Raw genomic sequence first — 14,769 nt, forward strand, 5'->3', positions numbered from 1 at the left:
CCGCTCAATCAGCGTCACTTCTTGTTGCGCGAGAGCTTGCCGAGGATCGAGCCCAGGCCTGCCTTCTTCTTTGCCTTGATTTCGCTGCGTCCGGTCAGCACATGCGCTATTTCATTGATGGTGGTGACGACCGGGCTCTTTGCGTCCATCTCGCTCAGCATACGGCCGTTGTTGGCGGCATTGCCGAACAGCAGCGGTTCGAAGTTGATCACGGCCATCGGCGTGATGCCGAGCGGTTCGGCGAAATCGGACGCCGCGATCTCGGGCCGTTTCGGTACCCCCGCCTGGTTGATGATCAGCTTCGGCGGAGGATCGTTCGGACGCAACCGCTTCAGCATGTCAACCATGTTCTTGGTGTTGCGAAGATTTGCGAGCTCAGGCGTGGCCGTGATGACGATCTCGTCCGCCTTGATCAGCGTGCTCTTCGTCCACCCACTCCAGACGTGAGGGACATCGAGGACCAGCAGAGGCGCGCTGCGCTGCGCTGTCTCTATGATCTGCGAGAAGGCCTCGGAGTCGAAATCATAGACGCGCTCGAGCGTGGAGGGAGCCGCGAGCAGCGACAGATGCTCGGCGCATTGCGCAAGCAGACGGTCGAGATAGACCTCGTCGACCCGCTCGGGCGAAAACACCGCCTCGGCGATGCCTTGCGCCGGATCCTGGTCGAAATTGATGTTGGCGGTGCCGAAGGCGAGATCGAGATCGGCGATGACGACTTCGGACTTGAACAGCGAAGACATAGCCCAGGCGACATTGTGAGCGATGGTCGACGAGCCGACGCCGCCCTTGGCGCCGATGAACGCGATCGACCGGCCGATCGGCTCCGATTCCGGATCGACGAAGATCGACGACACGACGCTGACGATGTCGGTCATCGAGACCGGCGCGATGACATATTCGGAAATACCGGACCGGATAAGCTCGCGATAGAGCCCGACATCATTGTAGTGCCCGATGACCACGACCTTGGAGGACGGATCGCAATATTCCGCGAGCTGGCCGAGTTGTTCGAGCAACTGCTGCGGTTCGCTGCGCGATTCCAGCAGGATGAGGTTCGGTGTCGGCGCGGACTGGTAGAACTCGATCGCGGTCGGGATGCCGCCCATATGGACCTTGAGATGGGCCTTGGCCATCCGGCGATCCTCGCCGGCGCGCTCGACGGGATTGGCGACCCCCTCGGTCTCGCAGAAGGCCTGGATCGAAATGCGCGGCACGGGACGCAGCGCCTGCATGGCGGCGATGTCCTGCTGCGAAAGGTCGCCGGTTTCCGCGGGCGTGTCGTAGGCAAGATTGCTCATCGTCATGCTCTTTCCGTGAGTGCTCTCTTCGTCGTCCGGCGCGGCTCAGTAGGTTACTTCCGAATTGCTGAGGAATTCGTTCGAAATGCCTCTCGAGCGATAAAGGTCGATTACTGCGCCCCGGTTCTCGGCATCGATATCGGACTGCTTGCGCGGCCCGAGCAGATCGTTGGGGTTGGCCACCTGGGCGGCGATGTTGTTCTGGTACGAGCAGCCGAAGTCGGCATAGTGCTTGTTCTCCGACGTCTCGGTCAGGTCGTCGGGCCAACGGCCGCATTTGTCGGTCTGGGCCCGCACCGCGACAAAGGCGACGCGCACTGGCGCCGACGCCTCGGGCACAGCCGACTGATAGGACGTCATGACGATACGATTGCGCTTGACGCCCGCCGCCATGGCGACCCGTGCGAAGTCGCGTCCCGCCACCAATGCCGCCACCTCGTTGGCCGAGCCTCGCGGGATTGCGATGGTCAGCGACGGGGCGGCTCCCTTGTCGTAGCCGTCGAGAAAACCGAGCAGCGTGTCGCGCTGCGCGCCGGTCATGCCGCGATCGCCGGCGCCGACCGGCAGGTCGATCTTCTGGTTCTTCTCGGCGATGACGATCGGATGGGTCGTGCGGTAATCGTCCGGTATCGACCCGACCGTAACGCTGTCGCGGTGCCAGTTGGCGCAGCCTGTGAGCGACGCTGCAAGCATGACCGCCAGTGCCGGGACCACCTGCCGACGGATCCTTGCGATACCGGATGCTGTCCGGACCGTCATGACCTTCGATGCTGACTTGGACATATCCGCATTCCCACTCATTTGTAGATGAAGCCCACGACACCGTGATAGCGGCCGGCTGGCCGGTCGGTCTGCATGGTGCCGTAGACGCGGTTGACGCGGCCGAGGAACATGGCGGCGCCATCGCTTGCCGCGTTGAAGTTGTCGTCCGGCTTGGCCAGGTCGTTGCGCGCCACCGGCCGCGTCAGATAGGGCGTGATGATGATGACGAGCTCGCTTTCGTTGCGCACGAAATCGCGGCTGCGAAACAGCGTGCCGAGGACGGGGATCTTTGCCAGGCCAGGCAAGCCGTTGACGGCCTGCCTGACGTCGTCGCGAACCAAGCCGGCGATCATCATGGACCCGCCCGAGGGCAGCTCGACTGTCGTATCCGCCAGGCGCTTTCGCAGCGACAGGACGTTCGTGCCGGGACTCGTCACGCCAGACGAGAGCGACACGGATCCTTCGGTCGTCGGCTCTGAAACCGCGGTTCTGACCTTCAGGCTGATGCGGCCGGGAGACAGCACCACCGGCTGGAATTCCAGCCCGATACCGTACTCGATCTTATCGATCGAATAGTTCCTCAAACCAGTCTGATTGTCGGAGGACACGTTGGCGGAAACACCCGACACCATATTGTATTCGCCGCCCACCTTGAAGGTGGCCTTTTCGCCGGACACAGCCGTCAAGGTCGGTTCAGCCAGTGTCTTCATGACCCCCGACTGTTCCATGGCGTTGATGTAGGCCATCAGTGACGAGTTGCCGATGCTTAGGCCCGAATTCGACAGTTGCTTGCCCAAGCCCATGAAATTGTCGCTGATCGCGCCGTAGCTGATGCCGTTGCTGCCGCCGTTGCCCACCATATTGACGCCGAGCTGCTTCATCACCGAGCGGCTGACCTCGGCGACGGTCACCTTGAGCGTTACCTGATCGTCGCCGATGATCTGCAGGAGGTTGACGATCTTGGAGGTCCGGCGCTCCTGGTCGGGATTGTTGATGTCGACGCCGCCATTGACGGAGCCGCCGGCGGCAGTCTGCGAATATTGACCCGTCGTCGCTTCACCGCCGGACACGAAAATGGTTGCGAGGTCGACGGCGCGCTTGGCATCGAGCGGCGTGTCGACCATGCCAGTCAGGACGACGTTGTCGTTGAGAAGCTCGACCTTGATCTGCGAGGACGGGAGGAAGCGCTTGAGATAGTCTTCCAGCCCTGCGACGTCGCGCTCGACGGCCAGATCCAGGCTGACGATCTGCTCGCCATTGGGGCCGAAAACAAAGATGTTGGTTTCACCGACCGCCTTGCCGAACAGGTAGATGCGCCGCGCCGTGCGGGTCACGGCATCGGCAACCGCCGGATTGGCGACGAGGATATCATAGGCGTCGCTCGGCAGGTCGATGACCACGGATTTGTTGAGGCCGAGCTTGACGCGCTGCGTGGCGACGGAAGCCGAGACGCCGGCGCCCGCGGCTTTGGCTTCGACCAGTCCCGGGGCGCCGGTGCCGAGCAGGAGAAAACCGATCGCCGCGGCGGCCAGGAAGGGCAGCAGTTTACCGTTTGGCCTCATTTCCTTGCTCCCACCTCGGAAACCTCGCCGGACTTGATCAGCCGCACGGTTCCGCGTCGGCCGTTGCCACTGACCAGATAGTCGGCTTCGTCCGTATTCTTTTCATGGATGTCGGTGATCGGGCGCAGCGCCAGCGTCAGGCGGTCCGCCATCTGCTGCGCCACGGTGATGATCTCGGCCTGCTGCGGCGTCAGCTCCAGCGTCGCGGTCTGGCCGACCCTGGTCTTCTTGCCTTCCTCGTCTTCCTGGATGGTCTGGTCGATGGCCAGCACGCGGATGTTCTTGAGGATCGTCTCGGTGTTGAAGCCGCTGCCGCCGTTGCCGGTGTCGGCGCGGCGGGTCATGATGACGTCGACGAAGTCGTTGGGCAGGATGAAGCCGCCGGCGGACGTGTCGGCCGATATCGCGGTCGCGACAGCGCGCGTGCCGGAAGGCAGGATCGACGACATGAAGCTCTGTCCCTCGCCGACCAGCTTGGAGCGCCGCAACGGCTCGCCGGTATACATGGCTACGCGGGCGACCGAGCCCTTGAGCTTTTCGACCGCGTCAGGCTCGGCGGCGCGCGTGATGAAGTTGGCGTTGACGCCATCGGCCGGCCATTCTTCCCAGCTGATGTTGGTGCCGAGCTGGCTGCCCATCGACACGTCACCGGAAAGCACCAGCACATCCTGCAATGCGATCGCCGGTTGCTTGGGCGCATCGACAACGACCTGAGGCGGCGGCGCCACGACCATGTTCTTCGCCACATAGCCCGCGCCACCCGCCGCGACCGCAGCCACGCCCAGAATAATCAATCGGGATGCTGGCATTCGTCCGAAACCCTTCGCCTCAAGGCAAACCACCTCGCCAGGCCGGACTTTGCAGCTGCAATCGTCAAAACAAGGTTAATGTAATGCTTACGATCGTGATTAATTTAAGGTTTACTCAAATTCGACTGAACGGCCTGTCCTTAACGAATAAAGGCGGCAGTGCCGCCTTCAAGGAGCGATGCCAAGGGGCGCGGGACTCAAGTCGTGAGCCTTTCCAGCGCCCAGACCATCAGCGATGAATCCGGAAAGGTGATCAGTCCGCCGAGTCCGAGCGCGATGCCATATGGGACGCCGACGCTCTCATCGGCGAAATAGCGCAAGAAGCGGCTGTGGCCGGTATACGCCGCCAGCGGCGACTTCCTGTAAACCAAGATGGCAACGGTCAGCAGGCCGCCGATGAAAGCCGACGTCACCAGATATCCGACAAGATTGATGTCGAGGCCCATCCAGACGGCCGTCGCGGCCAGAAGCTTGGCATCGCCGCCGCCCATGCCGCCGAGCGCAAAGAGGCCAAATGTCACCGCGAGCACCACGGCGCCCGCCGCGAAATGCCAAGCGTAGCTTGTCCAATCCATGCCGGTGAGAGGAGCGACCAGCGCGAAAGTCGCCAGCAAAATAACGGGTACACGGTTGGCGATCGTCATCGAAAGCGTGTCCGATATGGCTGCATACAACATGCAGAAGGGGAAGACGACGAAGATGGCAGCTTCGATCATGGACGCGAGGCCTGCGGTGAAAATCTTGCCGCCAGTCTAGGCGGGTTCGATTAATGATTGATGTCGGTTGGATGTTCAAATCGCCGGTGACGGCGGGCCGGAAAGCTTCTCGCATTTTTCCCGGGATCGCTCTAACGCAGAAGGGCCGCCGGAGGGCGGCCCTTCATTTGTCGAAAGGCGACGCTGCCTAGCCTATTACGGCGTAGCCGGGGCAGCCGCGCCAGCACCGTTGAGGGTCGCGGCGATGTTGGCGAACTTGGCGTTCAGCGCGCCGCCGAGCTGGGTAGCGCCAACCATGATGGCGAGCGCGATGAGAGCGGCGATCAGACCGTATTCGATGGCGGTCGCGCCGGATTCGTCCTTCACGAAACGTGCAATGAGGTTAGACATTCGAGAGCTCCTACTCCACGTGTTACAGCACTTCCGTCAACTTTTCTCTTGCGGTTGATCGGATGCTGCAAATCTATGGAGAAGCCGTTTCGATCGGCTTAATAAACAGCCTTACCGATTCCTTTCCGGTGGCGAACGCGCTGTGTGGTTAACCGTGGCCTAAACATCGCCAGCCAGCTCGGCCTCCCGGAAACCGGCGCTTGTGCAATATTCCTAAAACAGTAAGCACCACCGACGCATGATGCGCCACGCGAGCCGATCCTTAATCATGGCCAGGCCCGGCTTAACCGTTGGTTCACCAATCTCGTTCATGTTCCGTTGAAGAATCTGCCCGCCGGGAGCGCTTCAATGACGTTGTCGAGATCGCTGTTTCCAGTCGCCGCGCTGCTGGCAACTGCCGCCTTGGTCATGCCGGCCAGGGCCGGGGCGGGTATAGAAGTCACCATGAACCAGGCCAAGATCGTCAAATTGTCACGCGCGGCCGACACGGTCGTCATCGGCAATCCGGCGATCGCCGACGCCGCCGTGCAGGACGCCTCGACCATCGTCCTCACCGGCAAGGGCTTCGGTGTCACCAATATGGTCGTGCTCGATTCGGACGGCAGCCCGATCGTCGATGAACAGGTGACCGTCGTGCGACAAGCCGCCTCCTCGGTGCGCATCTACAGACGCGCCGAAGTCCAGACCATGTCCTGCACGCCCTATTGCGAGAGCGCGTTCAAGAGCGAGGCCGAGAAGGCTTCCGAAGCCGAAATGAGCGCCGGTCACTGAGCCCTGCGAGCGCGAACCCACGGGCATTAAAGACAGCTTAAAGCTTGCCCGACGAATTTAACGATCATCCAAACCGGAACTCAATGGGTTTTCGCTAACCTTGCCGCCGGTACCGCAAAGGCGATCGGCAGGAACTTTGATATGAGCAAGGATGCCTCATCCGGCAACGGCATGGACAGCAAGGCGCGCGCCAAAGCCCACCCCGGCTTCTTCAGCGACAGGCGCGGCAGCACGGCGATGGAATTCGCGATGCTTGCCATCCCGTTCGCGCTTCTCGTCTTCGCCATCCTCGAGAGCTGCATCTCGTTCGCCGGCCAGGAGGTGATGGCCAACGTCACCGACGATGTCGCCCGCCAGTTGCGCACCGGGCAGCTTCAGCAGAACAACGTCACCGAAGCCTCGATCAAGCAACTGATCTGCAATCGCCTGCAAATCATGGTTTCCAACAACTGCACCGATACCGGGCCAAATGCTCCACTGCTGGTCGATCTGCGCGAATATTCGAGCTTCGCGGACGCCGCGACGGCGGGTTTCAAGATCGTGAGCGGCGATATCGTGCTGACGCAGGGCGCGAACACGATGTCTCCTACCGTCTCGCCCGGACTGGCGGAATCCATCAACATGCTGCGGGTGTTCTACAAATGGCCGGTGATGACCGATTTCCTGGCCAAATCGATGGCAAATCTGAAGGACAGCAAAACGCTGCATTTCGCGTCCGTGACCTGGCAGAACGAACCGTTCGACGACAATTGAGACTGCTCGACAGCTAAGCCGCGGGCGTGGAGGACGATATGCATAGTGCGGGGGCACTCCGGAGGATTTTGGCGAGGATGGAGCGGTTTTGCCGCGATCGCCGCGGCGTCGCGGCGATCGAGTTCGCGTTCATCGTGCCGGTGCTCCTCATCATGTATTTCATCACGATGGAGGCCTCGCAGGCCATCGAGACCAGCAAGAAGGTCAGCCGCATCGGCAGCATGGTCGCGGACCTCGTCACCCAACAGCAGACCGTCGTGAAGGCGAATCTCGATGCAATGATGAAGATCGGCACATCGACGCTGCAGCCTTACAATCGTTCATTGCCGACGATCATCATCACAGGCATACAGATCACCGACGAAGCATCGCCGAGGGTGCAGGTTGCATGGTCGCGCAAGGTGGTGGGCACTACCTACAGCGCCGATGCGGCCGTCAACGCGACCACCACGGTGCCGGCGACGCTGATAATCCGCAACACCTTCCTGGTCCGCGTGGAGAGCGACCTCGGCTACAAGCCGATCATCACCTGGTCCGCCAGCAATTCGCAGACGCTCGGGCTGACCTCCGCCTTCAACAACATATCGATGAGCGAAACCTATTATCTAAGGCCGCGCCGGAGTCCGACGATTCCCTGCAGCGACTGCTGACACGCTATTCCTGCCCTGCCGTTTCCTGCCGCACGATCGCCACGGCCATCGCATAGTCCTTCCGCGCGGCCGGCCTGAAACCGCCGGAATGCGCGCCCTCCAGCAGATCGTACACATCGGGCGTCTGGGACCTGAGATTGGTCAGAAAGACCGTCAGTCGTCGCTTTGCCTCCGGATCGAGATCGCTGCGGACGGCGTGCGGGCCATAGCGCAACAGGCCCGAGGTCCATAACACCCGAAGCGACGCCTCGGGGATGCCGGCAGCCTCCAGCCGCGCGACGGTGCCCTCGGAACGGGCGGACCGGCCATCGGCATCGGCCGGTTCCCAGCCGAACAGGGCGTCCGCTTCGCCGCCGCTCAGCATCGTTTCGGCCGCGGTGGCCGAAGCCGCGCGCGCCAGGAAGGGCGAATCCCGCGCGATCTTGACGCCTTCGGCCGACAGCGCCGCCATCGGCAGCAGCGCGCCGCCGACATTCTCGACCGGCGCAATCGCGATCCGGTGCGAAGCGATCGCCGCAAGGTCCGGAAGCCTGCCGTCGCGCGTCACCAGGACGGAACGGATGCCGACGGCGCCGTCGGCATCGACCGGCGCCACCAGCGGTTCGACGCAGCCGCAGCGCTCCGAGGCCGTGGCATAGGCAAGAGCCGAATAGACCGCATATTGCACGCGCCCGCTCGCCTGCGCCTCGATCAGCGCCGCGTAGTCGCGCGCAACGACGAACTCGACCTTCATGCCGAGCGCATTGGCATAGGCGTCGGTCAGGCGCGCGAGCCCGGGGACGGTGTTGCCGCCGCCCGGTTCGGCAACGACGCCGATGCGGAACGTGCCGATGTCGTCACGCCAGTCGGCGCGTGCCGGCCCGGCGGCGGCGCCGAACGCCGCGAGAGCGGCCGCGCACATTTTCACGGCCTGCCTTGCCGCGGTTCTGCCGCGCCTTGCCATACCTGCTTCGCTCCCGCCGCATCCGCGTCTCGCCGCAACTATGGCGCCAAGCCGTTGCGGTTTGGTTTCCGATTTGCCAAGGCTGCCGGGGAACCTTATGTCTGGCAACCAGGACTGACAACAAAGATACCCATGGCGCGCGCGTTCCTGTTCGTTCTCGATTCTTTCGGCATCGGCGGCGCGGCCGACGCAGAACGCTATGGCGATGCCGGAGCCGACACGTTCGGACATATTTTTCAGGCCTGCGCCGATGGTCGCGCCGATCGGGAAGGTTTGCGCAACGGGCCGCTGGCCGTGCCCAACATGATGTCGCTCGGTCTTGGCCGAGCGGCGCAGACGGCGACCGGGCTCACGTTCGACGTCGATACGCCGTTGCTTGCCTCGTCCTTCCACGGGGCCGCCCAGGAAGTGTCGAGCGGCAAGGATACGCCCTCCGGCCACTGGGAAATCGCCGGCCTGCCGGTGCGCTTCGACTGGGGCTATTTCCCCGACACCGTGCCTGCCTTTCCGGCCGAACTGACCGAAGCGATCATCCGCGAAGGCAAGGTGCCGGGAATCCTCGGCAATTGCCATGCACCCGGAACCGAGATCATCGAACGGCTCGGCGAAGAGCATATCCGCACCGGCAAACCGATCTGCTACACGTCGGTCGATTCCGTGCTGCAGATCGCCGCGCATGAAACGCATTTCGGCCTGGAGCGGCTTTATGAGCTTTGCCTCACGGTGCGTCGGCTGGTGGATCCGCTCAAGATCGGGCGCGTGATCGCGCGACCTTTCGTGGGCGAGACGCCCGTCACCTTCCAGCGCACCCACAACCGCCGCGACTATGCGGTGCCGCCGCCGGAGCCGACCCTGCTCGACCGGCTGACCGGGCGCGGCAGCAAGGTCATCGCCGTCGGCAAGATCGGCGACATCTTCGCCCATCGCGGCATTTCGGAAGTGCGCAAGGCCGGCGGCAACATGGCGATGTTCGACAAGGCGCTCGGCGCGATGGACGAAGCCGGCGACGGCGACCTGGTCTTTGCCAATTTCGTCGATTTCGATACCGAGTTCGGTCACCGGCGCGACGTCGCCGGCTATGCCGGCGCGCTCGAGGCGTTCGACCGTCGGCTGCCGGAGGCGCTGTCGCGCATCGGGCCAGGCGACCTCCTGATCCTCACCGCCGACCATGGCAACGATCCGACCTGGCGCGGCACCGACCATACGCGCGAACGCGTTCCGGTGATCGGCACGGGGCCGGAGCTGACGGGCGGCGACATCGGGCTCAGGCCGACCTTCGCCGATATCGGCGAAACCGTCGCGGACCATCTCGGCCTGGCGGCCGGTCGCCACGGAACATCCTTCCTCGCAACGATAGGCGGCCATGCCTGAGCTGCCCGAAGTCGAAACCGTCCGGCGCGGGCTGCAGCCGGTCTTGGAACGAGCGCGGCTCGTCAAGGTCGAGGCGCGCAGGCCCGACCTTCGCTTTCCTTTTCCCGAACGCTTTTCGGAGCGGCTTACCGGCAAGACCGTGACGGCGCTTGGCCGGCGCGCCAAATACCTGACGATGCATATCGAGAACGGCCCGGTTCTGATCTGTCATCTCGGCATGTCGGGATCGTTCCGCGTCGAAGCCGCCGCGGGCAGCGACATCCCCGGCGCCTTCCACCACGAGCGCTCGAAAAGCGCCGCGCACGACCATGTCGTGTTCGACGTCGTCTCGCCGAAGCACGAGCGCTCCCGCGTCATCTTCAACGACCCGCGGCGCTTCGGCTTCATGCTGTTTGCCGAAGGAGCGCCGGACACGCATCCGATGCTGGCTGGGCTCGGCATCGAGCCGACCGGCAACGCGCTCGACGGTCCCCTGCTCGCCTCGCTTCTGAAGGATCGCAGATCGCCGCTCAAGGCGGCACTGCTCGATCAGCGTCTGATCGCCGGACTCGGCAATATATATGTGGCGGAGGCCTTGTGGCGCGCCGGCCTCTCGCCGCTGCGCGAAGCCGGCACCATCGCCGGGTCGGCCAAGAAGGCGAAAGAGCAAAGCGCGCGCCTTGCCGAGGCGATCCGCTCGGTCATCGCCGACGCGATCGCCGCAGGCGGCTCCTCGCTGCGCGACTATGTCCAGGCCGACGGATCGCTCGGCTATTTCCAGCATTCCTTCGCGGTCTACGATCGCGAGGGCGAGCCATGTCCGAAACCGGGCTGCCGCGGCCACATCGAGCGCGTCGTGCAAAGCGGCCGCTCGACCTTCTATTGCCGGACCTGTCAGCGGTGAGCTAGGAACGGTGTCGATCATCCCACTGCCGCGGAAGGAAGCGAACCATGGCCCATGAAACCATTATCGTCGAGACACGCGGCAAGGTCGGACTGATCACGCTGAACCGGTCCAAGGCGCTCAATGCGCTGAATTCGCAAGTCCTTGCGGAGGTCGTGGCGGCGGCGAGCGCGTTCAATGCCGATCCCGGGATCGGCGCGATGGTGCTTGCCGGCTCGGAAAAGGCGTTTGCCGCCGGCGCCGACATCAAGGAAATGCAGGCGATATCCTTCGCCGACGCCTACACGCAGGACTTCTTCGTCGGCTGGGAGGAATTCACGCGCACGCGCAAGCCAATCATCGCGGCGGTTGCGGGCTACGCGCTCGGCGGCGGCTGCGAATTGGCCATGATGTGCGACTTCATCATCGCCGGCGACAATGCCAAGTTCGGCCAGCCCGAAATCACGCTCGGCGTCATGCCGGGCATGGGCGGATCGCAGCGGCTTACTCGTTTTGTCGGCAAGTCGAAGGCGATGGACATGTGCCTGACCGGGCGGATGATGGATGCGGCCGAAGCCGAGCGCAGCGGGCTGGTATCGCGCGTGGTACCGGTCGCCGAACTGCTCGACGAGGCGCTGAAGGCGGCGGCCAAGATCGCCGAGTTCTCGCTGCCGTCGGTCATGATGACCAAGGAGGCCGTCAACCGCGCCTACGAGACGACGCTTGCCGAAGGGCTGCGCTTCGAGCGGCGCCTGTTCCATTCGCTGTTCGCGCTCGATGATCAGAAGGAAGGCATGGCCGCCTTCGTCGAGAAGCGGAAGCCGAATTTCACCAACCGCTAGGGCACGTTGCCGAATGACTGAAGGCGGGTCATGGCGTGATGCGCTTTCGGTCTCCAAAAAGACCGCCAAGTGGCGTTGACGCGCCGGAAAAGCTGAACTATAAGCCGCACCAACCGAGGCGGCCCTGTGGCTGCCCGTTTGTTTTTTGCGCCCTGCGGCACCCCGCTGGCGCCCACCAGATCGGAAGAGAGGCATCATGGCCAATACGTCTTCGGCCAAAAAGGCAACGCGCAAGATCGCCCGCCGCGCGGCGGTCAACAAGAACCGTCGCTCGCGTGTCCGCACCTATGTGCGCCAGGTCGAAGAGGCGCTGGCCGCCGGCGACAAGGCCGCGGCGGTGGCAGCCTTCAAGGCGGCGGAGCCGGAGTTGATGCGCGCCGCCACCAAGGGCGTCGTCCATAAGAACACAGCTTCCCGCAAGGTTTCGCGGCTTGCCCAGCGGGTCAAGACGCTGTCGGCCTGACCGACTTAATCCTTAATCAACCGATGTTGAACCCGGTCGCACAGGCCGGGTTTTTTCGTTTGCCGGCAAGTACTTAAAAAAATTGCTCGCAAGCAACGCTTGCGACGTGATTCCAATGCCAGTAATGTTTTGCCGGCATATTCAACGCCGCTGATACCGGCACGCCCTCCCCGCGGCAACTGCCCAAATTTGCCTGGCAAAAAATCTGCAGTTTTTTCAAAGACTTACAGCCGGTCATCCACAGCTTGTTCAACTCAAGATCGAGCGGCGGGGGAGAAGTAGCTGTCAAGAGAATTATTTCAGAATATTTCGTTTCGGGCGGCCTTTTTCATATTCGCCGGAAAAGGGTTTGAATCACAATGGCTTTGTCAAAATGTGCCGTCGCAGCACCCGATTTCAAGCCCCGTCTGGTAACCAGATTCGTTAAAAAACCGTTAGATGTGGCCTTGCCCTATCCACAGCGATTTCGGTAATGTCCATCCATCGAAGGGACGGGCTGTAGCCCCTGACCCAGCCTGAATCGGCCAGCACAAAATGGCAGAATTCATGACGTGGAGCAATTCCGCGTTCGGCTTGGTTTGTCTCTTCGGTGCGGGTAGGGGACTGGCGTAATTGTACATGGCAGTCGATGTCTCGCCGGCGTTTTCGCCGGAGGGTGACGTATTGCCTTGTCGTTGTCGGAGGCCGGCGTGCGGAGCCGGCAGTTGGTTCCTTACGCGAGTTGCGACGATCGTTGCCGGCGGCGGCAGCGGCATCGCGGCGAAATGAGGTCGCCGGACCAAGGATGCAGGAGGCGCATCCCCGGTGGAAAAGGGTACGAGAAGACAAGGAACTTTGATCATGCAAAGCGGCATCGAGAGGGAGCTAGCGGGCGAGCTTCCATTTCCAGCAACTTTTGTCGGAGGGGGCGACGTGGCGGCATCCAGCGACGCGGAACAGAAGTTCGAACGGGTCAAGACCCAGCTGAAGGCGCGTCTTGGGGCCGAGGTCTATTCGAGCTGGTTCGGTCGCATGAAGGTCGCCGAGGCCTCCCGCGGCATTATCCGCATCTCGGTGCCTACGGCCTTCCTGAGGTCCTGGATCAACGGCCATTATCTCGAGCTTATCGCGGAGCTGTGGCGGCATGAGGATCCCGACATCCTCAAGATCGAGATCGTCGTGCGCACCGCGACGCGGCAGGGGCGCAACCCTGTCGAGCCGGAAATCGCGCCGGCGCGCAAGATGACCAAGCAAACGCATACCGCGCTCGCCAACGGCACCGCGAGCGCCGGGCGCGTGGAACAACGGGCGCCGGCGCCCCGCCAGGGCGCGTCCGCGGAACCGGAGTTCCGCCACAATGTGCTGGGGTCGCCGCTTGACCCGCGTTACACGTTCGCCTCCTTTATCGAAGGGCCGTCGAACAGGGTGGCCTTCGCCGCGGCCAGGGCGGTGGCGGAATCGCAGTCGAGCGCGGTGCGCTTCAACCCGCTTTTCCTGCATGCGACCGTCGGGCTCGGCAAGACGCACCTCCTGCAAGCGATCGCCGCTGAATCGCTGCGGCACAACCCGAAGTCGCGCGTCGTCTATCTGACGGCGGAATATTTCATGTGGCGCTTCGCCACCGCGATCCGCGACAACAACGCGCTGACTCTGAAGGAGCAGCTGCGCGACATCGATCTCTTGATCATCGACGACATGCAGTTCCTGCAGGGCAAGTCGATCCAGCACGAATTCTGCCACCTCATCAACATGCTGCTCGACAGCGCCAAGCAGGTGGTGGTCGCGGCCGACCGGCCGCCCTCGGAACTGGAATCGCTGGAGCCGCGCGTGCGTTCGCGCCTCAATGGCGGCGTGGCGCTGGAAATGTCGGCGCCGGATTTCGCGATGCGGCTCGGCATGCTGAAACTGCGCCGCGCCACCACCAAGACCGACGACACCTCGCTCGACATCTCGGACGAGATCCTGGAGCATGTCGCGCGCACGGTGACCGGCAGCGGGCGCGAGCTCGAAGGCGCCTTCAACCAGCTTCTGTTCCGCCAGTCCTTCGAGCCGCAGATCACCATCGACCGCATCGACGAGATTCTCGGCCACATCTACCGCTCCGGCGAGCCGAAGCGGGTGCGCATCGAGGACATCCAGCGCATCGTGGCGCGCCACTACAACGTGTCGAAGACGGAGCTTCTGTCCAACCGGCGCACGCGCACCATCGTCAAGCCGAGGCAGGTGGCGATGTATCTGTCGAAAGTGATGACGCCGCGCTCATTGCCGGAGATCGGGCGCCGGTTCGGCGGCCGCGACCACACGACCGTGCTGCATGCCGTGCGCAAGATCGAGGACCTTTCGGGCGGGGACAACACGTTGGCGCAGGAACTCGAACTGCTCAGAAGGCTGATCAACGACCAGGCCTGAAGGGGCGCAGAAATAATCGGCGACGCGCTTCGCCGGCTTTATCCCCAGAAAGCCCGCGCTGCCGGCCGGAACCGGTGCCGCGGGCTTGCGTTCGCAGGCTTTTTACTGTCAGCTTACACAGATTCTGAAAGCCTTTCAGGGCTTTCGCGGGATGCCGCCTGCCGGTGACCCGTTCATTCATTGAAGCGA

At 63.0% G+C, this 14,769-nt stretch carries 15 protein-coding genes; 8 read left to right on the plus strand and 7 right to left on the minus strand.

Going from position 1 to position 14,769, the window contains the following annotated elements; all coding sequences use genetic code 11:
* Nucleotides 1-14 precede the first annotated feature (14 nt).
* From FJ414_RS15825 to FJ414_RS15850, 6 genes are all read right to left on the minus strand, one after another.
* Nucleotides 15-1,298 (minus strand): CpaE family protein, encoded by a 1,284-nt coding sequence (locus FJ414_RS15825; protein ID WP_181175225.1) that lies wholly within the window; start codon nt 1,296-1,298, stop codon nt 15-17.
* A gap of 45 nt (nt 1,299-1,343) precedes the next feature.
* Nucleotides 1,344-2,081, minus strand: a complete 738-nt coding sequence (locus FJ414_RS15830; protein WP_140645305.1) for a CpaD family pilus assembly protein — start codon at nt 2,079-2,081, stop codon at nt 1,344-1,346.
* Between the two features lie 14 nt (nt 2,082-2,095).
* Complete coding sequence (locus FJ414_RS15835; RefSeq protein ID WP_140645306.1) at nt 2,096-3,622, minus strand: type II and III secretion system protein family protein; 1,527 nt, start codon at nt 3,620-3,622, stop codon at nt 2,096-2,098.
* Nucleotides 3,619-4,431: a Flp pilus assembly protein CpaB gene (gene cpaB / locus FJ414_RS15840; RefSeq protein ID WP_140645307.1), complete on the minus strand. Its 813-nt coding sequence runs from the start codon at nt 4,429-4,431 to the stop codon at nt 3,619-3,621. The genes FJ414_RS15835 and cpaB overlap by 4 nt, the downstream gene beginning before the upstream one ends.
* Nucleotides 4,432-4,628: 197 nt before the next feature.
* Nucleotides 4,629-5,147, minus strand: a complete 519-nt coding sequence (locus FJ414_RS15845) for a prepilin peptidase (protein ID WP_140645308.1) — start codon at nt 5,145-5,147, stop codon at nt 4,629-4,631.
* 195 nt (nt 5,148-5,342) lie between these two features.
* Complete coding sequence (locus FJ414_RS15850) at nt 5,343-5,537, minus strand: Flp family type IVb pilin (protein ID WP_140645309.1); 195 nt, start codon at nt 5,535-5,537, stop codon at nt 5,343-5,345.
* Nucleotides 5,538-5,885: 348 nt separating this feature from the next.
* On the opposite strand from FJ414_RS15850, the gene FJ414_RS15855 reads away from it, so the two are divergent.
* From FJ414_RS15855 to FJ414_RS15865, 3 genes are all read left to right on the plus strand, one after another.
* Complete coding sequence (locus tag FJ414_RS15855) at nt 5,886-6,308, plus strand: pilus assembly protein N-terminal domain-containing protein (RefSeq protein ID WP_140645310.1); 423 nt, start codon at nt 5,886-5,888, stop codon at nt 6,306-6,308.
* 171 nt (nt 6,309-6,479) lie between these two features.
* Entirely contained in the window at nt 6,480-7,061 is a 582-nt protein-coding gene (locus tag FJ414_RS15860; RefSeq protein ID WP_226892267.1) for a TadE/TadG family type IV pilus assembly protein, read from the plus strand.
* Nucleotides 7,062-7,138: 77 nt separating this feature from the next.
* Nucleotides 7,139-7,711 carry a TadE/TadG family type IV pilus assembly protein gene (locus FJ414_RS15865; protein WP_246672412.1) on the plus strand — a complete coding sequence of 191 codons (573 nt, stop codon included), beginning with the start codon at nt 7,139-7,141 and terminating at the stop codon, nt 7,709-7,711.
* Nucleotides 7,712-7,715: 4 nt separating this feature from the next.
* Here FJ414_RS15865 and FJ414_RS15870 read toward each other — a convergent pair whose 3' ends face one another.
* On the minus strand, nt 7,716-8,612 hold the full coding sequence (locus FJ414_RS15870; RefSeq protein ID WP_140645313.1) for a PhnD/SsuA/transferrin family substrate-binding protein: 897 nt from the start codon (nt 8,610-8,612) through the stop codon (nt 7,716-7,718).
* A 174-nt stretch (nt 8,613-8,786) separates the two neighbouring features.
* Between FJ414_RS15870 and FJ414_RS15875 the strand changes: the two genes are divergently transcribed.
* The 5 genes from FJ414_RS15875 to dnaA all read left to right on the plus strand — a co-directional run bounded on the left by FJ414_RS15875 (nt 8,787) and on the right by dnaA (nt 14,580).
* Nucleotides 8,787-10,025, plus strand: a complete 1,239-nt coding sequence (locus tag FJ414_RS15875) for a phosphopentomutase (protein WP_140645314.1) — start codon at nt 8,787-8,789, stop codon at nt 10,023-10,025.
* The gene (gene mutM, locus FJ414_RS15880) at nt 10,018-10,908 is read left to right on the plus strand and encodes a bifunctional DNA-formamidopyrimidine glycosylase/DNA-(apurinic or apyrimidinic site) lyase (RefSeq protein ID WP_140645315.1); all 891 of its coding nucleotides are present in this window, start codon (nt 10,018-10,020) and stop codon (nt 10,906-10,908) included. Before FJ414_RS15875 ends, mutM begins: the two co-directional genes overlap by 8 nt.
* Before the next feature lie 47 nt (nt 10,909-10,955).
* Nucleotides 10,956-11,729 carry an enoyl-CoA hydratase gene (locus tag FJ414_RS15885; RefSeq protein ID WP_140645316.1) on the plus strand — a complete coding sequence of 258 codons (774 nt, stop codon included), beginning with the start codon at nt 10,956-10,958 and terminating at the stop codon, nt 11,727-11,729.
* 196 nt (nt 11,730-11,925) lie between these two features.
* Complete coding sequence (rpsT, locus tag FJ414_RS15890) at nt 11,926-12,192, plus strand: 30S ribosomal protein S20 (protein ID WP_140645317.1); 267 nt, start codon at nt 11,926-11,928, stop codon at nt 12,190-12,192.
* A gap of 840 nt (nt 12,193-13,032) precedes the next feature.
* A complete protein-coding gene (dnaA, locus tag FJ414_RS15895) occupies nt 13,033-14,580 on the plus strand; it encodes a chromosomal replication initiator protein DnaA (protein ID WP_140645318.1) in 1,548 nt (515 codons plus the stop codon).
* Nucleotides 14,581-14,769 lie beyond the last annotated feature (189 nt).

Origin of the sequence: Mesorhizobium sp. B3-1-6, assembly GCF_006439555.1 — a bacterium.
Taxonomy (GTDB): Bacteria; Pseudomonadota; Alphaproteobacteria; order Rhizobiales; family Rhizobiaceae; genus Mesorhizobium.